18 protein-coding genes are annotated in these 18762 nt (G+C 73.5%); 10 read left to right on the forward strand and 8 right to left on the reverse strand.

Translation table 11 applies throughout. The features are described from left to right. Positions 1 to 57 precede the first annotated feature (57 nt). Positions 58 to 1341, forward strand: a complete 1284-nt coding sequence (locus tag ACNNMR_RS39885) for a M14 family metallopeptidase (RefSeq protein WP_420000637.1) — start codon at positions 58 to 60, stop codon at positions 1339 to 1341. On the opposite strand, the gene ACNNMR_RS39890 is transcribed toward ACNNMR_RS39885, so the two are convergent. Further along, the gene (locus ACNNMR_RS39890) at positions 1313 to 2242 is read right to left on the reverse strand and encodes a LysR family transcriptional regulator (protein ID WP_419999616.1); all 930 of its coding nucleotides are present in this window, start codon (positions 2240 to 2242) and stop codon (positions 1313 to 1315) included. The two genes, ACNNMR_RS39885 and ACNNMR_RS39890, sit on opposite strands and share 29 nt — an antisense overlap. Before the next feature lie 74 nt (positions 2243 to 2316). Between ACNNMR_RS39890 and ACNNMR_RS39895 the strand changes: the two genes are divergently transcribed. The 3 genes from ACNNMR_RS39895 to ACNNMR_RS39905 are packed head-to-tail and all read left to right on the forward strand — an operon-like array spanning position 2317 to position 5593. Beyond that, complete coding sequence (locus tag ACNNMR_RS39895; RefSeq protein WP_419999617.1) at positions 2317 to 2571, forward strand: hypothetical protein; 255 nt, start codon at positions 2317 to 2319, stop codon at positions 2569 to 2571. Then, positions 2541 to 3590: an EamA family transporter gene (locus ACNNMR_RS39900; protein WP_419999618.1), complete on the forward strand. Its 1050-nt coding sequence runs from the start codon at positions 2541 to 2543 to the stop codon at positions 3588 to 3590. Before ACNNMR_RS39895 ends, ACNNMR_RS39900 begins: the two co-directional genes overlap by 31 nt. After that, positions 3536 to 5593, forward strand: coding sequence for a GTP-binding protein (locus ACNNMR_RS39905; protein ID WP_419999619.1), 2058 nt, complete (start codon positions 3536 to 3538; stop codon positions 5591 to 5593). Before ACNNMR_RS39900 ends, ACNNMR_RS39905 begins: the two co-directional genes overlap by 55 nt. Positions 5594 to 5642: 49 nt before the next feature. On the opposite strand, the gene ACNNMR_RS39910 is transcribed toward ACNNMR_RS39905, so the two are convergent. After that, entirely contained in the window at positions 5643 to 6596 is a 954-nt protein-coding gene (locus ACNNMR_RS39910) for an FAD-dependent oxidoreductase (RefSeq protein WP_419999620.1), read from the reverse strand. Positions 6597 to 6626: 30 nt separating this feature from the next. On the opposite strand from ACNNMR_RS39910, the gene ACNNMR_RS39915 reads away from it, so the two are divergent. Then, a complete protein-coding gene (locus ACNNMR_RS39915; protein WP_419999621.1) occupies positions 6627 to 7691 on the forward strand; it encodes an oxidoreductase in 1065 nt (354 codons plus the stop codon). A 147-nt stretch (positions 7692 to 7838) separates the two neighbouring features. Next, positions 7839 to 9023 carry an acyl-CoA dehydrogenase family protein gene (locus ACNNMR_RS39920; protein ID WP_419999622.1) on the forward strand — a complete coding sequence of 395 codons (1185 nt, stop codon included), beginning with the start codon at positions 7839 to 7841 and terminating at the stop codon, positions 9021 to 9023. 11 nt (positions 9024 to 9034) lie between these two features. Here the strand turns inward: ACNNMR_RS39920 and ACNNMR_RS39925 are convergent, their stop codons facing one another. From ACNNMR_RS39925 to ACNNMR_RS39945, 5 genes are read right to left on the reverse strand one after another with little or no spacing between them, the layout of a single operon-like run. Continuing rightward, positions 9035 to 9598, reverse strand: coding sequence for a GAF domain-containing protein (locus ACNNMR_RS39925; protein ID WP_419999623.1), 564 nt, complete (start codon positions 9596 to 9598; stop codon positions 9035 to 9037). Continuing rightward, the gene (locus tag ACNNMR_RS39930) at positions 9595 to 10233 is read right to left on the reverse strand and encodes a GTP-binding protein (protein WP_419999624.1); all 639 of its coding nucleotides are present in this window, start codon (positions 10231 to 10233) and stop codon (positions 9595 to 9597) included. Before ACNNMR_RS39930 ends, ACNNMR_RS39925 begins: the two co-directional genes overlap by 4 nt. Further along, on the reverse strand, positions 10211 to 10585 hold the full coding sequence (locus ACNNMR_RS39935; protein ID WP_419999625.1) for a DUF742 domain-containing protein: 375 nt from the start codon (positions 10583 to 10585) through the stop codon (positions 10211 to 10213). Before ACNNMR_RS39935 ends, ACNNMR_RS39930 begins: the two co-directional genes overlap by 23 nt. A 2-nt stretch (positions 10586 to 10587) precedes the next feature. Continuing rightward, a complete protein-coding gene (locus tag ACNNMR_RS39940; protein ID WP_419999626.1) occupies positions 10588 to 11019 on the reverse strand; it encodes a roadblock/LC7 domain-containing protein in 432 nt (143 codons plus the stop codon). A 44-nt stretch (positions 11020 to 11063) separates the two neighbouring features. Beyond that, positions 11064 to 12659: a sensor histidine kinase gene (locus tag ACNNMR_RS39945; RefSeq protein WP_419999627.1), complete on the reverse strand. Its 1596-nt coding sequence runs from the start codon at positions 12657 to 12659 to the stop codon at positions 11064 to 11066. Between the two features lie 195 nt (positions 12660 to 12854). Here ACNNMR_RS39945 and ACNNMR_RS39950 point away from each other — a divergent pair, with 195 nt between their 5' ends. Further along, complete coding sequence (locus ACNNMR_RS39950; protein WP_419999628.1) at positions 12855 to 14987, forward strand: NB-ARC domain-containing protein; 2133 nt, start codon at positions 12855 to 12857, stop codon at positions 14985 to 14987. Positions 14988 to 15053: 66 nt separating this feature from the next. Here the strand turns inward: ACNNMR_RS39950 and ACNNMR_RS39955 are convergent, their stop codons facing one another. Further along, complete coding sequence (locus tag ACNNMR_RS39955; RefSeq protein ID WP_419999629.1) at positions 15054 to 16715, reverse strand: translation initiation factor 2; 1662 nt, start codon at positions 16713 to 16715, stop codon at positions 15054 to 15056. 216 nt (positions 16716 to 16931) lie between these two features. Between ACNNMR_RS39955 and ACNNMR_RS39960 the strand changes: the two genes are divergently transcribed. From ACNNMR_RS39960 to ACNNMR_RS39970, 3 genes are read left to right on the forward strand one after another with little or no spacing between them, the layout of a single operon-like run. Then, positions 16932 to 17345, forward strand: coding sequence for a hypothetical protein (locus ACNNMR_RS39960; RefSeq protein WP_419999630.1), 414 nt, complete (start codon positions 16932 to 16934; stop codon positions 17343 to 17345). 57 nt (positions 17346 to 17402) lie between these two features. Beyond that, the gene (locus ACNNMR_RS39965) at positions 17403 to 17981 is read left to right on the forward strand and encodes a TrmH family RNA methyltransferase (protein ID WP_419999631.1); all 579 of its coding nucleotides are present in this window, start codon (positions 17403 to 17405) and stop codon (positions 17979 to 17981) included. Further along, on the forward strand, positions 17978 to 18703 hold the full coding sequence (locus ACNNMR_RS39970) for a TSUP family transporter (protein WP_419999632.1): 726 nt from the start codon (positions 17978 to 17980) through the stop codon (positions 18701 to 18703). The genes ACNNMR_RS39965 and ACNNMR_RS39970 overlap by 4 nt, the downstream gene beginning before the upstream one ends. Positions 18704 to 18762 lie beyond the last annotated feature (59 nt).

Consider the following 18762-nt stretch of genomic DNA (forward strand, 5'->3'; position numbering starts at 1 on the left):
CGCTACCTTCTCACCACCAATCGCTGCCAAGTCTGAGGAGGAGCGCCCGTGCTGCCGTTGCTCCGGCGACCACGCACCATCGCCTTCGCCCTGTTCGCCATCGCCGTGGCGCTCGCGTTTCCGGTCGCGAGCGCACCGGCGTATGCGTCGGCCCAGCCGCGTACCGGATTCGAGGAGTCCGGCGGCGCGCGGTGGACCACGCAGGAAGAGGAGGCGGAGTTCCTCGGGAAGCTCGTGCAGCGCAGCGACCGGATAGCCGTCGAGGAGATCGGCACCACCCGGCAGGACCGGCCGCTGCGGCTGGTCACGATCGGCCGGCAGCATGCCAATGTCATGCTGCTGACCTGCTCGCAGCATGGCGATGAGCCCTCGGGCCGCGAGGCCTGCCTGTCGGCGGTGCGCGACCTCGCGCTCGCCAAGGACCACCGCACCCGCAGCTTCCTCGCGCGGACCACGGTCCTGGTCATCCCGACCGCCAACCCCGACGGCCGCGTAGCCGACACCCGGGGGAACGCGGACGGGGTGGACATCAACCGCGACCACATAGCCCTCGCCACGAACGAGGGCCGTGCGATGGCCGCGGTCATCCGCGACCACAAGCCGGACATCATCTACGACCTGCACGAGTTCGGCGCCGAGCCGCCGTATTACGTGAAGGACGTGCTGTCCCTGTGGCCGCGCAACCTCAACGTCGCGGACGCCGTCCACGGCGAGGCCAAGACCCTGTCGGAGGCGTACATCAGGCCCAAGGTCGAGAAGGTGGGCTTCACCAGCGGCGTGTACGGGATCTGGACCGACCCGGTCACCGGCGACCCGGTGAAACAGGTCGCCGGCGACGGCCAGGAGCGCATCCTGCGGAACACGGCGGGCGTGAAGCACGCCGCGGGCCTGCTGCTGGAGACCCGGCAGACGCCGCTGACGGATGATGAGAAGAGCGACCCGGCGGCGTTCAACCGGCAGCGGGTGTCTGCGCAACGGGCGGCGTTGAGCGGTGCGTTCGGGTATGTCGGCGACCACCGGCGGGCGCTGGAGAAGGCCACGGCGGCGTCGCGGGCGCGCGGGCTGGCGGACTCGGGTCCGGTGTATCTGGGCGGGGCGGACAATGAGCCGCCGACGAGCGAGCAGACGATAGCCGACCCGCCGTGTGCGTACGCGCTGAATGCCGCGCAGGCGGAGGAGGTCGGGGACGAGCTGAAGCTGCATGGGGTGCAGATGTCCCGGGAGGCATCTGGATCGGCGCTGGTGCCGCTGCGGCAGGAGCAGCGGGCGTTGATACCGCTGCTGTTGGATGAGCGGGCTACCTATCACATCGTCAATGGGCGGCCGGTGGAGAGCTGTTGATGGTGAGCGCCGCGGCTCGCTCCCTGAGGAGGCGTAGCCCCTCCGCGATGGCCTCCTGACGCTCGCTGCCCTTGCGGGCGGAGGCGATGATGCGCCGGGCCGGTGGCGGGTCGGTGCGTACGGGCACGCGGACCAGTCGCGGAAAGGAGGCGAGGGCGACCAGGCGCGGGACCAGGCAGACGCCGAGGCCGTGGTCGATGAGGGCCAGCACCGCGTGCCAGTAGTCGGCTTGGTGGAGTGTGCGCGGGGTGAAGCCGGCCGCGGTGCACAGCGCGTGGGTGAGGCGGCGCTGGTCGCCGTGCGGGGCGATCCAGTCCTCGTGGGCGGTTTCGGCCAGGTCGACGGGGCCGGCCGCCGCTAGCCGATGCCGGGCGGGCACGACCAGGTCGAGCACGTCGTCCAGGAGCGGCTCCTGGTGGAAGCGGGCGTCGTCGGCCGGTGGGCTGTCGGGCACCGGGGTCACCAGCGCGATGTCGAGGCGGTCGGCGAGCAGGTCGCGGTAGCTGGGGCTGGTGTCCGTCTCCTCGACGGTGACGTGCGTCGGCGCCTCCCCGCCGCGCAGCTCCTCCGCGACGGGCGCGAGCAGCGGGGCGATGCTGGTGGCGAGGCCGCCGAACCGCACGGTGCGCTGCCCGGCAGCGCCCTGCTGCGCCACCTCGGCGCGCGCTTCTTCCCACTGCGCGCAGAGCCGGTCCGCGTGCCGCAGCAGCGCGCGCCCCGCCGCCGTCAGGCGTACGCGACGGCCGTCCGGCTCGAGCAGCTCCGCGCCGGCCTGGCGGGAGAGCTGGCGGAGTTGGTGGGAGACGGCGGAGGGCGAGAGGTTCAGGGCGTGCGCGGCGGCGGTGACGGTGCCCTGGTCGTGGAGCACGCGAAAGGTCTGCAGGAGAGCGAGGTCAACCATGCAATGAGATCGTACGGTCACGTGCCGCAATTTGTGATGGACGCGCACGGTCGCGGGTCCCCAGCATGGGGTGCATGACCGAACTCGAGCGGCACCGCCGCAGCAGCTGTCCCTCCTGCGGCTGGCCCGCGGGCGAGGCGGAGACCGTCGTGTCCCGGCATCCCGTCTCCGACGGCACGATCGTGTACGCGCACTGCGTGTGCGGGCTGCTGCGGGTGTGGCACGAGGCGGCGGGTAGCGCCGCTGAGCCGGCGCGGCTGGTCGTCGCCGGCCGGTGTCAGGCGACCCGTGACGCGGCGTGGCGCGACCCCTCGGCGCGCGGGCGATGAGGCGGCAGCTGCCCGCCCCGGCGCTCGTGCTCGGGGCCGTCGTCAGCGTGCAGACCGGGCAGGCGCTCGGCAAGGGGCTCTTCGACACGGTCGGCGGTCCCCTGGGAGCCGTCACGCTCCGGCTGCTGCTCGCTGCCCTCATGCTGCTCGCGCTCTGGCGGCCGCGGCTGCCCGCGGACTGGCGGGACCGGTGGCTGATCGGCGCCCTCGGCACCGCCATCGCCGGGATGAACCTCATCTATCCCGCGCTGGAGCGCATGCCCCTGGGCGTCGCCATGGGTATCCAACTCACCGGCCCCCTGGCCGTATCGCTGCTGACCTCGCGCCGGGCCACGGACGCCCTCTGGGGCCTGCTGGCCGCCGCCGGCCTCGCCTGCTTCCTGCTCCCCGGCTCCGGCGGCGGACCGCTGCCGCTCACCGGCCTGGCCTTCGCCGTCGGCTCCGCCGTGTCCATGGGCGGCTACCTGCTGCTCAGCGCCCGTACGGGAAGCCGCCTCAAGGGCGGCGGGCCGCTCGCGCTCGCCGTGCTGTGGGCCGGGCTGCTCAGCCTCCCCTTCGGCCTCGCCCAGAGCGGCACCCTGCTCGTACAGCCGCACGCCCTCGCCGCCGGCCTCGCCGTGGCGCTGCTGTCGGCGGCGCTCCCGTACTCGCTCGAACTCACCGCCCTGCGCCGCCTGCCGCCCCGCGTCGTCGGGGTGCTGCAGAGCCTCGAGCCCGTAGCCGCCGGGCTCGCCGGACTGGTGATCCTGGGCGAGCAGCTGTCGTCCCTCCAGTGGTGCGCCATCGCGCTCATCGGTGCGGCGTCGGGTGGCGCTGTCGCGGGCGGCAAAAATCCGTTGCCCGCCCGCCGCCCGTCTGCTGCACTGAACCAGTCCGAGGAAACGACCCAGGAGTTGATCATGCGGGGAACGCACGTGTCCACCTCAGCTGGAAACGTCGCCTACCCCCAAGGACATGACACTCCGTGCAATCACGGCACCCGTTCAAAGGGCTCAACCTCGGAATCCTGGCGCATGTAGACGCCGGAAAGACCACCCTCACCGAGCGGCTGCTGCACGCCGCCGGCGTCATCGACCGCCCCGGCAGCGTCGACGACGGCAGCACGCAGACCGACTCCCTGGCGCTGGAGCGCGCCCGCGGCATCACCATCAAGTCCGCCGTCGTCTCCTTCACCCTGGCCAACGAACTGGCCGCCCAACCGGCCGACGACCTGACCGTCAACCTCATCGACACCCCCGGCCACCCCGACTTCATCGCCGAGGTGGAGCGAGTGCTCAGCGTGCTCGACGGCGTCGTGCTCGTCGTCTCCGCCGTCGAGGGCGTGCAGGCGCAGACCCGGGTCCTGATGCGTACCCTCAAGCGCCTGCGCATCCCCACCCTGATCTTCGTCAACAAGATCGACCGCCGCGGCGCCGACTACGCCGCCACCCTCCGCGGCATCACCGACCGCCTCTCACCCGCGGTCGTCCCGATGGGCACGGCCACGGCGCTCGGCACCCGCGAGGCGCACTTCAGCGCGTACGGGCCCGGGCAGGCCGAGTTCACCGACCGGCTGGTCGAGGCGCTCGCCGACCACGACGACGCGCTGCTCGCCTCGTACGTCCACAACGCCGAAGGCGTCCCGTACGAAAGGCTGCGCGCCGCGCTCGCCGAGCAGACCGGGCGGGCGCTGGTGCACCCGGTCTATTACGGTTCCGCCGCCACCGGCGCCGGCCTGCCGGAGCTGATCGGCGGCATCCGCGAGCTGCTGCCCGCGGCTGTCAGTGACGCCGAAGGCCCGCCCGCGGGTGAGGTGTTCAAGGTGGAGCGCGGCCCGGCAGGTGAGAAGGTCGCGTATGTACGGATGCGCGCGGGCACGCTGCGCACCCGCGAGGTGGTCCGCTTCGGCACCGCAAGAGTGGGCCATGAGGCCAAGGTCACCGCCATCAGCGTCTTCGACGAGGGCGGCACCGACCCGCGCCGCTGCGTATCCGCCGGCCGCATCGCCAAGCTGTCGGGCCTGCCCGGCATCCGCATCGGCGACACGATCGGCGACGCGACCGGACAGCCGGGCGCCGGCGGCCACTTCGCGCCGCCCACGCTGGAGACCGTCGTGGTCCCGGCCGACCCGTCCGACAAGGTGCCCCTGCACACCGCCCTCACCCTCCTTGCCGAGCAGGACCCGCTGATCAACCTGCGGCAGGACGACGTCCGGCAGGAGCTCTCCCTGTCGCTGTACGGAGAGGTCCAGAAGGAGGTCATCCAGGCCACCCTCGCCGACGAGTTGGGCCTCGACGTCGGCTTCCGCGAGACCACCACCATCAACATCGAACGCCCGGCGGGCACGGGCGCGGCGGTGGAGTTCAAGGAGGACGACGACACGAGCCAGTTCCTGGCCACGGTCGGGCTGCGGGTCGAACCGGCGCCGCCTGGCAGCGGCGTGGACTTCCGCCTGGAGGTGGAGCTCGGCTCGATGCCGTACGCCTTCTTCCGGGCGGTCGAGGACACCGTGTACGCGACGCTGCGCCAGGGTCTCTACGGCTGGGAGGTGCCCGACGTGATCGTCACCATGACGCACTCCGGCTACAACCCGCGGCAGAGCCACTCCCACGCCACCTTCGACAAGGCCATGTCGTCCACCGGCGGGGACTTCCGCAACCAGACCCCGCTCGTGCTGATGGCGGCGCTCCAGCGGGCGGGCACGGTGGTGCACGAGCCGCTGCACCGCTTCCACCTGGAGATCCCCGCCGACACCCTCGGCGCGGTCCTCTCCGCCCTCGCCCGCCACCGCGCGGTGCCGCTGACCACCACGGACCGCGGCGGCGCGTACGAACTCGAGGGCGACATCCCGGCGGCCCAGGTCCACGCCCTGGAGCAGCAACTCCCCGGCCTCACCCGGGGCGAGGGCATGCTCGACGCCGCCTTCGACCACTACGCGCCGGTGCCGGGGCCACCGCCCACCCGGCAGCGCACGGGCCTCAACCCGCTCGACCGGAAGGAGTACCGGCTGCGGGTGCTGCGCCGCGGGCTCAGCCAAGTCTGACCCGTAAGAGATCAGCCAGGTCTGACCCGTACAAGAGCGGGCGAGGCGGTCAGGGCACCAGCCCGGCCGCCTCCTCCGCGCAGCCCCACGCCACCGTGACGCCGGCGCCGCCGTGCCCGTAGTTGTGCACGCACAGGCGGCCGCCGGGCAGCGGCTCGGTCTCCAGCCGGACGCTGGGCCGCCACGGGCGCAGCCCCACCCGGTGGTCGAGCACGCGGGCGTCGCGCACCGCCGGAACGCGCTCCGCGCATCGCTCGACGATCGCGCGCGCGACGGCCGGGTCGGGCTCGAGCCCCCACTCGCCGTCCCGCGCTGTGCCGCCGAGCACCAGCCCGTAAGGCTGCGGCAGCGCGTACATCGTGTCCGCCGCCGACCAGTCCGCGCCCACGAACCACTCCGTCACCTCGGGCGCGTCCACCAGCACCAGCTGGCCCTGCAGCGGCCGCATCGTCTCGTCCCCGGCCAGCTCGCGGGCCCCGAGCCCGGAGCAGTGCACGACCGTGGCGGCCGGGACCTCCGCGAGCGCGTGCACCTCGCGCTGCTCGACGCGGCCGCCGGCCGCTTCCAGCCGGCCGCGCAGATACCGCAGATGCGTCGGCATGTCGATCACCGGCACATGCATCCGCAGCCCGGCGTCGTACCCCGCCGGCACCTCATCAGGCGCCAGCACCCGCAGCTCGGCCCCGTCGAACTTGTCCGCCCACGCCCCCAGCTCGCTCCTGCGCACCCCCGCCTGCACGCCGGACACCATCCGCACGCCGGTCGCCGCCGGGTCGGCCGCCGCGAGCTCCGCATAGACGTCGTACGAACGCAGCGCCCAGTCCGACACCTTCGCCATCGGCTCGATCCGGTACGGCCACCACAGGCCGCCCGACACTGCCGACGTGGTCCGCTCGGCCGGGTCGCGCGTCCACACCGCCACCCGCCGACCGGACTCCGCGAGCCGCACCGCTGTGGTGAGGCCGATGACGCCGCTGCCGATGACGATCACTTCATGTTCCATGGGCAGCAGTCTGCGGGAATACTCCAGAGCATGTCAGCCGCGGAACATCCGGACCGGTCCGTCGACTACGTCACATTCGCCCTGGCCCCCGCCATCCGCGCGGGCGGCGTGCTGCCACGCGGGGCGCTGCAGTCGCACCGCGACTTCCTCGACTACCTCATAGACGGCCGCCCGCTGCTGCAGCTCCTCGACGACGTGGACGCGGTCTCGCCGCTCGCCGCCGACGTCGCCCCGTCCATCTTCACCGCGCACGTACGCAGGCTCCTGCTGGAGGACACGCCCGCGCCGCCGGTCGGCGGCGGCCGGCAGCTCCTCTACGGCTGCCCCGAGTGCGAGGACCTGGCCTGCGGCGCGGTGACCGCGGTGGTGGAGCGGTCCGGGGACGACTTCATATGGCGCGACTTCGTCTGGCAGACGGATGAGCGGGCGGATCCCGGGCTCAACGGCTATCCGGGGATCGGCCCGTTCCGCTTCCGCGGCGCCGACTACCGGGCCGCGCTGGAGGGGGTGCTGGCCGCGCCGCTCACCAGTGAGCGCCGCCGGGTGCTGCTGCTCGGCAGGCGCGCCGCCGTGCTGAATCGATTGGCCTCCGCGCTCCGCCAGGTCGGCATCGGCGCGGACATCACCGCCGACATCGCGGGCACGGACGCCGCCGAGCTGCGCACCTACGGCGCGGTCGCCTTCGGCCGGGCGGTGCCGGAGGCGCAGCGCACGGCGGTACGGACCGCCTTCGCCGCCGCGCACGCGGACACCACCTTCGTGACGGGCATGGCGCCGGTTATCCCGGTCCTGGTGGCCCAGATCGAGCAGGCTCTCGACCGCACCCCGCCCACCCACCGCCGGCTCACCGGCCTGACCGCCCGGAGCGGCGAGGTCACCTTCCGGCTCGCGGAGCCGGCCGCGGTCCAGCTCACCGCGTACCGCCTGGACCGCCTCTACCGCACCCGCACCGTGCCGCTGCTAGACGAACAGCTGGACGCGGGGGAGCACCGCTGTCCGCTGGACGCGCGGACCGCCCGCGGCGAGTCATTCGTGGTGGCCCGTACGACCAGTGGGGTCCAGGTGGTGCCCGCGGGAGGCGCCAGTCTGCGCTGACGCGCCCCCCGCGCGCGCTGCTACGCCATATGTCGTCATCTCTTTGCCGTTGGCATGTGACGGGCGGGTGGCCGAGGGGAATCCCCGGGAGGTGGACCGACCGGGGCGGTCGGGACGGGGCCACCGAGGAGGTTCAGGAGGCTCGCGATGGACGGCTACGTCATCAGTCGGCGCCACCACCAACTCCGCACACACGTGCGCGGATTCGCGGAACGGCACATCAGGCCGCGAATACCGGAAATGGAGGCGGCCCGCGCCGTGCAGCACGACCTGTCGCGGCTCATCGCCCGGCAGGGATGGATCGGCGTCACCATCGGCAGGGAACACGGCGGCATGGCCGCGGGACATCTCGCGAAGACCATCATCGTCGAGGAGCTCTCCCGGGTGAGCGCCGCCATGGGGGCCATGGCGCAGGCGTCGCAGCTCGGCGTCGCCAAGATCCTGCACTTCGGCAGCGACGTGCAGAAGAAGACCTGGCTGCCCGCCGTGGCCGCGGGCGACTGCCTGCCGACCATCGCGGTCACCGAGCCGGAGTCCGGCGGGCACGTCCTCGGCATGACGGCGTCCGCGACCCCGGACGGGGACGACTACGTTCTCAACGGCCGCAAGGTGTACGTCGGCAACAGCCACGTCGGCGACCTGCACGGCGTGGTCGTACGCACCGGGCCCGGCTCCAAGGGCCTCACCGCCTTCCTCGTCGAGTCCGGCCGGCCCGGCTTCTCGCTCGGCGAGCAGCAGGCCACGATGGGCCTGCACGGCTTCAGCTTCGGCGAGCTGCGCTTCGACGACTGCCGGGTCCCGGTCGGCAACCGCCTCGGAGAGGAGGGCGACGGCCTCGCGGTCGCGTACTCCTCCAGCGTCCTGTACGGCCGCGCCAACCTCACCGCCGTCTCGCTGGGCATCCACCAGGCGCTCCTGGAGGAGACCACCCGCTTCTGCGCCGAGCGGCACCGCTACGGCAAGCCGCTGCACGGGCTCGCCAACATCAAGCTGAAGCTCGGCCAGATGCAGTCACGCGTGATGACCGCGCGGCTCGCGGCCTACCACGCGGTGGGGCTGCTCGACCAAGGCGCGTCCTGCGACGCGGAGCTGATGAACGCGAAGCTGGTGAACGTGGAGTCGGCGCTGGACTCGGCCCGTAACGCCATGGAGATCCACGCGGCGGCGGGGCTCTTCACGGACCGGCCGATCGAGCGCTTTCTGCGGGACGCGCACCATATCTTCGCGCCCGCGGGCACATCGGACATCCAGCTGCTGCGGCTGGCGGAGGTGGCGCTCGGCACCGCCAAGGGCAGCTGGTCGGAACGCTTTTCCGGTCTCGTCAGCGGCTGAGGCCGGCGGTCTCAGATGCCGCCGTCCTCCCTCCGGTGGATCTGCTCGATCAGCTCGGCCGCCAGCGACTTGATCGTCGCGAGCCCCGCCCGCCCCCACGGGCGGGGCTCGGTGTCGACCACGCAGATCGTGCCGAGCGCCATGCCCGTACGGTCGATGAGCGGCGCGCCGAGATACGAGCGGATGCCGATCTCGTCGACCACCGGGTTCCCGGCGAACCGCGGATAGTCGCAGACGTCCTCCAGGACCAGCGCCTTCCGCCGCACCACGACGTGCGGGCAATATCCGTGATCGCGGTCCATGTAGCGGCTCACGCCGCCGTCCTGCGCCCCGGCGTCCGTGCCCCCGTGGCTGCCCTGCGGGGTGTGCAGGCCAGCGAAGAACTGCCGGTGCTCATCGATGAAGTTGACCATCGAGAAGGGCGCGCCGGTCACCTGCGCGAGCCGGTCCGCGAACGCGTCGAAGGCCGGATCGGGCCGCTCGCCCAGGCCGAGCCGCCGCAGCCGCTGCACGCGGCTCGGCGCCTCCGTGTCGACGGGAGTCAGCAGCAGATGCCCGGTCGGGTCGTATGTCATGGGGTCCCTCCGTAGCTCGGGATGGGGGTGTGGCTGAGCAGGTGCTGGACGAGGGCCACCAGCGTGTGCACGCCGGAGCTGCACAGCCGCGCGTCGCACAGCACCACCGGGACCTCGGACTTCAGGTCGAGGGCGGCCCGCACCTCGGCCGGCTCGTAACGGAAGCCGCCGTCGAATTCATTGACCGCGACGACGAACCGGATGCCGCGCCGCTCGAAGAAGTCAACCGCGGAGAAGCAGTCCTGCAGCCGCCGGGTATCGGCGAGCACGACGGCGCCCAGCGCCCCGTCGGACAGCTCGTCCCACATGAACCAGAACCGCTCCTGCCCGGGAGCGCCGAAGAGATAGAGGATGTGCCGCTGGCCGAGGGTGAGCCGGCCGAAGTCCATGGCCACGGTGGTAGTGGTCTTGTCGGCGATGCCGTCCAGATTGTCGGTGGCGGCGCTTACGGTGGTGAGCAACTCCTCGGTGCAGAGCGGGTCGATCTCGCTGACGGCGCCGACGAAGGTGGTCTTGCCGACTCCGAAGCCGCCGGCGACCAGGATCTTCACGGCTTCGGGGAAGGGGGCGGGGGCTTCGTCCGGGGCTCCGTCGGGTGCTCCGCGGGGCGCTTCAGAGCCGTCGGCGTAGACCATCGAGCACCTCCTCCAGCAGGGACCGGTCCGCGGGGGCGTAATGGAAGGCGGGTGCCCTGGCGGTGAGCACGCCCCAGTCGACGAGGTCCGACAGGAGCACCTTGGTCACTACGGCGGGGAGTCGCAGCTGGGCCGCGATCTCGGCGACCGAGGTCGGGCCGGCGTCGCAGAGGCCGAGGGCCTGGTTGTGTTCGGGGCCGAGCTGGCCCGCGGGCGCCGTGCCCGTGGGCACCAGCAGCGAGAGCAGGTCGAGCGGGGCGGTCGGCCTGGTCCTGCCGTTGCTCACCGCGTACGGGCGGATCAGCCGGCCGGCCGCGTCGTCGAGCCACGGCCCGTCCTGCGGCGCCGCCACGCTCAGTGCCCCGTCGCCGTCGGCGTGCCGGGCTGGCGCGCGGGCGTGACCAGGTACGGCCGCACGCTCTTCACCAGCATCCCCATCTCGTACCCGAGCACGGCCGCGTCCGCCTCGCGGTCGGCGAGCACGGCGAGGCAGGCGCCGGAGCCCGCCGTGGACACGAACAGCAGCGTGTGCGCCAGCTCGACCACCACCTGGCGGACATCACCGCCGTCGCCGAACCGGGCGCCGGCGCTTCTGCCGAGCGAGTACAGGCCGGAGGCCAGCGCCGCCAGGTGGTCCGCGCTGTCCTGCTCCAGCCCGTGGACCGACTTGACCAGCCCGTCGGACGAGAGCAGGACCGCACTGCGGGAGTGCGGCACGCGCTGCACCAAGCCGCCGAGCAGCCAGTCGAGGTCGGAAACCTTTCCGGTCGGCAGTTCGCTCGCCATGCGGGATCGACTCCTTGGAGGTGGTACGGGGGTGTGCGGGCGGGTCACTCGGCGGCGTCCTGGGGGCGGTCATGGGCGCGGTCTTGGGCGCCGGGGGCGGGCGGGGAGTCGCCGTTCTCCGAGTCCTCGCCCTTCGTCTCAGCGCGGCCGATGCCGAACTGGAAGGCGGCCATCAGGCCCGGGTCGTGGGCCGCTTCGGGATCCGTATCGGCGCCGCGGCCGCGGGCATGGCGCGGCGCGGGTGCGTCGCGGAGCTGCGGGACGAGGTGCTGCTGGGCGCGGCGCTGGGGGAGTTGGGGGCGGTCGTCGGGGTCGGCGGAGTCGGCATGCTCGGCGGTGGGAGCGGTTGCGGCGGGGGCAGGCGGTGCTTCGGGCGAGGCCTGCCGCGGCACGTGGGCGACCTCGGTGTGGGTGGCGGTGTGCAGGGTCAGCGCGGGTGCCTCGGCGGTACGGGCGGCGGGTGCGGCGGCCGTACCGGAGTGCGGGACGGTCTGCGGGTCGGCCTGCCGCGTGACCTGCGGCGCGACCTGCGCACCACCCTGGACTCCGCCCCGCACTCCGCCCCGCACTCCACCCTGCGCGTCATCCCCGAGCAGCCCCCGCGGCAGCACGATGACCGCCTGAATCCCCCCGTAAATATTGGTCTGCAGCCGCACCGCGATCCCATGCCGCCGCGACAGCGCGGAGACGACAAAGAGCCCGATCCGGCCGTCCGAGAGCAGCCGCGCGACGTCGACCTGATCGGGGTCGGCGAGCAGGCTGTTCAGGTGGTTCTGCTCGGTGACGGGCATGCCGAGGCCGCGGTCCTCCACCTCGATCGCGAGGCCGGCGGTCACCTGGCTGGTGCGCAGCAGGACCTGGGTGTCGGGGGCGGAGAACACCGAGGCGTTCTCCACGAGTTCGGCGAGCAGATGGATGATGTCGGCGACGGCGTGGCCGCGGAGCGTGCTGTCGGTCGGCGGCACCAGCTTGACCCGTGAGTACTGCTCGACCTCGGCGATGGAGGACCGCAGCACCTCGGTCAGCGTGACCGGATGGGACCACTGCCGCCGCGATATCGCCCCGCCGAGCACGGCGAGGTTCTCGGCATGCCGCCGGATCCGGGTGGCGAGGTGGTCCACCTGGAACAGCCCCTTGAGCAGCTCGGGGTCCTCCACCTCGTTCTCCAGCTCGTCGAGCAACTGGATCTCGCGGTGGACGAGCGACTGCAGCCGGCGCGCGAGGTTCACGAAGACCTCGACCTTCTGCTCGCTGCCCCCGCCCGCGGCGCCGTCGCCCCGGCGCAGCCGCTCCGCCATGCGGTACAGCTCCGCCTGGCTGTGCTCAGCGGTGCGGCGGAGGCCGGCGAGCCGGTCCTCGACGGCCCTGGCCTGCCGGTCGGCGACCGTGGCGCCGCCGCCCATGGCCAGCGCGGCGGCGACCACGGCCCCGGCCAGCACGGCCCACGCCTCGCGTGAGGGCGTTTCGGCAGCCGACCGCAGCGTGAACGAGACGGCGGCTATCGCGCAGAGGAGCACCACGGCGGCCGGAAGGACCGCGGCGCACAGCATCTGACGGCGTAACGGGGAGAAAGGCTGAGACATCAGCGTCCTCGGGTGACTCGGTGTACGGGTGCGCCTCGCAGCGAGTGACGGAGCCACACGTTAGCCACCAACGCCTCATGTGCAGTGGGCAATTGACAAAGCCCGCACTACGGCATTGCGCTCTGCCATGATGGCGCACGGAATCCACCAAATCGCAGGTCGGACAGGTGTTCCCGAGTTGGCAAGCACGTGCGAAGCCGGCGCCGGGTCGCGCCGGTGCGCAACGACCCTGCAGCGCCCTAGAGTTGGCGCGTGACGGAGGAGACTGGGGGCGGCGTCCGTAACGAGATCAGCGGCGACGCGCACATCATCGGCAATGTCTTCCAGGCGGGCTACATCGGCCAGGTGATCCACCAGCACCCACCGCCGCCGGTCCCGCGGCAGTTACCCCCGGAGCAGTCCGCCCTGGTCGACCGCGCCGCCGAACTCGCGGCCCTGCTCGCCGCCCGCGACGCCGCGGCGGGCACCCAGCGCCCCGCGGTGCTGGTGCTCTCCGGCCCCAGCGGCATCGGCAAGACCGCGCTGGCCCACCGCCTGGGCCACCGGCTGGAGCAGGAGTATCCGGACGGCACGCTGCACGAGAACCTCGGCTTCCTGCACGGCGGCGCGCGCCCGGCGGTGTCGGACGCGCTCGGCAGGATGATCGCGGCGCTGACGGGCGAGACGTCGGTACGCGCCGGAACGCCTGCCGCCCGCGCCGGCCAGTACCGCACGCTGACCCACGGCAAGCGGCTGATCGTGGTGCTCGACGACGTGGACCAGGCGGCCACGGTCGAGCAGCTGCTCCCCGCCTCCGCCGCGAGCCTGGTGATCGTGACCAGCCACTTCCGGTTGCCCGAACTGGCGGACCGGGGCGGCGGCCACCACGTACCCCTCGACCCGCTGGCGGACGCCCACGCGGCGGAGCTGCTGGGCGCGCTCGCGGGGCCAGGCAGGCTGGCCGCCGACCCCGCCGCGCTGACGGAACTCTCCCGCTACTGCGCGGGCTTGCCCATGGCGTTACGGGTGGCGGGCACCCGGCTGCGCAGCAGGCAGCGGCTGACCGTGGCCCGGCTCGTACGGACGCTGAACGCCGAGGGCGTGCCGGTGGTGGAGGCGGTGTGGGACGCGGCGTACCGCGAGCTGCCGCCGCCCGCGGCCGAGCTCTACCGGCTGCTGTCGCTGCACCCGGCGCGGCAGGTGTCGGCGGCTGCCGCGACGGCGCTGCTCGGCCGTGGGCCCGATGCCGGGGATGATGCGCTGGACGATCTCGTACGGGCGGGTCTGCTGCTCACGACGCCGGAGCCCGACCGCTATGCGCTGCACGATCTGCTGCGCCGGCATGCGGACCGGCGGGCGCGGGCGGACGGCGCGGAAGGGGAGGCGCGGGCGGGGTGTGAGCGGCTGGTGCGCTGGTACCGGCGCCAGGCCGAGCGGGCGGACCGGTGCGCGGAGGGGGCGAGCCGGCTGCGGCTGGCGGAGGCGGTGGGGCGGCTGGAGTACGCGCCGGATGTGGAGTTCGCGGAGTTCGCGGCGTCCGGCGAGTCCGTGGAGGCCGGCGAGTCCGTGGAGTCCGTGGAGTCCGCGGACAAGGCCGGCGCGCGGGCGTGGCTTCGGACGGAGCGCGCGGCACTGCACGGATGCGTACGGCTGGCGCACGAGTCGGGCCTGGTCGGCGAGGCCTGGGCGCTGTGCGAGCCGCTGTGGGTGGCGTACATGAGCGAGCGCGACCATGCGGCGGCGCAGACGGCCTTTGGTATCGGCGTCAAGGACGCCGAACGCGCGGAACACCTCCCGGCCCAGGTCCGCATGCGCAGCCAACTGGCGCGCCCGCTGTGGGAGCTCGGCCGGCTGGACGAGGCGGACGAGCTGATGCGGCGGGCGGTGGCGGCGGCGCGGACGAGCGGGCATGCGCGGCTGACGGCGTCGGCGCTGGAGTTCCGGGGGAAGGTGCTCCTGGCGCGGGGGGAGGCGGCGACGGCGGGGGAGCTTTTTGCGGAGTCGCTGCGGGTGAATGAGGAGCTGGGGAACGCGTACGGGGTGCTGCTGCAGCGGCACCACCTGGGTCAGGTTGCGCTGGCGCAGGAGGACATGGACCGGGCGGCAGGGCTTCTCGAGCAGGCGCACGCCGCCGCCCGGCGCCTGGGCAAGGACCGCATGGCGGGGCGGACGGCGGCGGAGCTGGGCCGGGTGCGACAGCGTCAGGGACATGCGGAGGAGGCCGGGCGGCTGTACGGGCTGGCGCTGGAGATCTCCGGTGGCCGGGGCGACGCGGCGGACGAGGCGCTGGTGCTGCGGCGGCTTGCGGGGTTGGCGCGCGAGTCGGGGGCGGAGGAGGCTGCGGCGGAGTATGAGGGGGCGGCGCGGGAGATCTATGGGCGGGCGGGGTTGAGCGGGGAGGGATGAGCGGCGAGCGGTGCGCAACGACCGCCTCCACGCAGTCACTTGAGACCGGCCCCACGCGCTGCTTCTTTAGATCTCCTCCGCAAGCGCCGCCGCACCGGCCGCGGCTATCCGCACGCGCACGGTCACGCCACCCAACTCGGCCCGGAGCGTCGCCGGGAGCGGGCGGGCGGCGCCTCCCGCCATGAGCCAGGCGTGCACGGCCGACAGCGCCGCCGCCGGGTCCGGCCAGTGCACCGGTGCCGTGGCCGGCGCTGCCTCGGGCTCGATCCGTATCTCCAACGGCGGGCCACCACCGTGGCACAGCACCACGCGGGCGCGGTCCAGCACGACCGCCGCGGTCCGGCAGCCGGGGTGGGCGTCGAGCGCGTGCGCGCACCATGCACCCGTCTGCCACGCGGTGTCCTGCCGGGGCTCCGGCTGCCGCGTCGCGCGCCGCCGCCGGAAGATGACTTCGGCGCTGTCCACGTCGCCTGCGGCTGCCACGTCTGCCTCGGCGGCGAGGTGCGCGGCATGGACTGCCCCGGGACCGGCGTGCGGGCCGGGCGCCAGGGCGTCTGGCGCCGGGCGATCCGGCGTGCGGGCGAGCCGGACGGTCGCCCCGTACACCACCGTCGGCACGCGGAATGCGGGGACCTGCGCCGCTGCGGCGCGGGGGAGGGGCAGCACCTCCGGGCGCGGGGCCGGTGCCGGGGAGCGCAGGTCCAACAGCTCGTACAGCCACCCGCGCAGCAGCTCCAGCGATCGCCCGCGCTCGGCAAACGCGGCCATGGCCGCGCGCTCAGCGGCCCCCGCCGCACGGTCGGCGGCCCCCGCCGCCAGCTGCGGCACGTACGGCCGCGTCTCCTCCAGGTGCGGCACGGTCGCCAGCAGCGCGGCCATCGGGGAGTCCGGGACCAGCTCGGCGCCGCCGTCGTACGCCCCGAGCAACGGCCGCCCCAGGGCGGCTGCGTACAGCGCGGTCGACCCGTGGTCCGTCACGACCACGTCCGCCGCCACCAGCGCCGCGCCCCACTCCTCGTACGGATCGGGAAGCACCAGCCCCGCGCGCAGCGGTTCGACGAGGAGCTGGCGGGTCATGCCGAGGCGGCCGAGGTCGGCGTACCAGTTGGGGTGGGCGATGAGGGCGAGTTGCCAGCCGTCGTAGGGGAGCTCGGCGAGGAGCCGCTCCAGGAGGTGCGGGCGGCGGGTGAGCAGCGACTCGGGGCCCCAGGTGGAGGTCACCGCGAGCAGCCGGCGGCCGCCCGTGGCCCAGCGGTCGCGATACGCGTCGCGGCGGTGGCGTGACGCCAGGAGCCGGTCGAGCGTGGGGTCGCCCACGACGCGGGCGCGGTCGGCGGATGCGGCGGGGAGGTGGCGGCGTTGGTAGGGGTGGGCGATGGCATGGACGGGGGCCGGGGCGTCGGGCGCGGCGCAGCTGCGTGCGGTGTCCGCCGCGCCCGGCACGCGCTTATTGAAGCCCGCGCCATGGGGGAGCAGGGCGAGTGGGGCGTCGAGTTCGTGCAACGGGCCATTGCGGCTGGCCGAGATGGCGAGGTCGTACGACTTGCGTGCTGGTGGCCACGGGACGGTGCGCGCGCCTTCGCGGTCGAGGCGGGCGAGGACTCCGGTGTCGTAGTCGGAGCCCGGGGCGAGGGTGAAGAGCGGGGTTATGCGCGGGTCGCCCGCGAAGGCGGGGAGGACGTCGAGGAGGCGGTGCAGCGTGGCGGCGTTACGCACAACGAACAGCACCCGCCGCGCACCAGCCGCCCTTCCGGCTCCCGGCTCCCGGCTCCCGGCTCCCGGCTCCCGGCTCCCGGCTCCCGGCTCCCGGCTCCCGGCTCCTACCCACCATCCATCCTACTTTCGGCCGGTATGCGCCACCTCGATTTCCGCTGAACCGCCACCGATTCGCCAGCTCTCCGGACGGTCTGGCGGCGATCGTACCCGCCCCGCTAGCCTCCCCTCATGGACCCGGCAGCCATCGCACCCCTGGTCACCGCCGCCGCCTCAGGCGCCGCCACCGAGGCCGGGAGGCGGGCGTGGGAGTCGCTCGTCGGCCTGTTCCGGCGGGGCGCGGGCGGTGGTGCGGAGGTCCGCGAAGGCGAGGCCCGCGAAGCCGACGCCGTCGAGGCCGAGCCCCTCGAAGCCGAGATCGTCGACCCCGGCGACCCCGCCGCCGTACGCACCCTCGCCCAGCGCATCGCCGAACGGGCCGCCGCCGACCCGGAGTTCCAGCGCGCGCTGGAGGCCTGGGCGCGCGAGCACCCGCCCGCGCAGCCCGTACGCAACATCGTCGCGGGAAACGCACAGGTCAGCGGCCACGTCTTCCAGGCGGGCGGCGATATCACTTTCAACGGGCCGCCCCCACCCGTACGATGACTGTATGACGTATACAACGAAGTCCCGCCGTGCCCGGGAGGCCACCTCCCCGCGCGCATGAGGGGCCGCCACGGCGCACCCCGCGCGGACCTCGCCGTCCGCACCCGCACCCCAGCCGAAATCCGCCGCACCCGCCGCCCCCGCTCCCACCCCTGCTGGGACCACCTCTACGCCGCCCCCCTCTGGCCCCTCCACGGCGCCAACCTGGGCACCCTCCTCCGCACCTGTGACGCAGTAGGCGCCTGCCTCACCGTCCCCCGCTTCCCCTGGGTCCCCGAGGCCCTCGCCCGCGGGAACACCCTCCGCCGCCCCGCCTGCGTCCACTGGACCGGCGACCCGACCGGCTGGCTGCAGCGACAGCGCGACCGCGGCCGTGAGCGCGAGCGCGAGCACGGCGAAGCCCCCACCCGCATCATCGGCGTCGAACTCGCCGAAAACGCCACCCGCCTCGGCGACCTGCCCGCCGCCCGCGGCCGTACGGTCATGGTCCTCGGCCACGAGCAATACGGCATCCCGCCCGAAGCCCTCGACCTCCTCGACGAGGCCGTCGAGATCCCCATGGTCGGCAGCGGCGGCAGCCTCAATGTCGCCGTCGCCGGGTCACTCGTGCTGTACAAGCTCGCGGGGCTGCTGTGACCTGGGTCGAGGTCGTCGTCGCCGGGCTGTTGCTCGTCGGGGCGCTCGTGCAGCGGGTGGCGGGCCTCGGGATCGGGCTGGTGTGTGTGCCGCCGCTGGTGATGTTGCTCGGGCCGCTCGACGGGGTGTCGCTGTCCAACTCCGCGTCGTCCGTGCTGAGCGCCTTCAGTCTGCTCGCCGTGTGGCGCGAGGTGCAGGTACGGACGATGCTGCCGCTCGCCGCTGCGGCGGCCTGCACCGTGCCGGCCGGCGCCTGGGTGGCGCATCACCTGCCCGCGCCGCTGCTGCTGACCGGGATGGGCGCCGCGGTCACCGTCGCCGTGCTGCTGGTGATCCGCGGCGCCCGCGTATCCGCGCTGCACGGCCGGAAGGGTGCGGTGACCGCCGGCGCCGTCAGCGGGTTCATGAACGCCACCGCCGGCGTCGGCGGCCCCGCCGTATCCCTCTGGGCGCTCAACGCCGGCTGGACGGCCAAGCAGTTCCTCCCCAACTCGCTCTTCTTCCTCTTCCTCGTCAACGGCCTTTCCGTCCTCACCAAAGGTCCGCCGCGGCTGGCCGCCCCCGCATGGCTGCTCGCCGGAGCGGGGGTCGCCATCGGTGGCTTGATCGGGCGGCGGCTCGAGAAGCGCATTCCGGAGGCGCCCGCCCGCCGGCTGCTGCTGATGCTCGCGCTCGCCGGCGGCCTCGCCACCCTCGGCAAGGGGCTCGCCGGGCTGGGGTGAACAGGTCACGAACGAAGCAGTTCGTGACGAGGTCTTGAAATCGATTGCAACCCTGGGGG

It is taken from the genome of Streptomyces boninensis (genome assembly GCF_048572725.1).
Lineage (GTDB): Bacteria > Actinomycetota > Actinomycetes > Streptomycetales > Streptomycetaceae > Streptomyces > Streptomyces boninensis.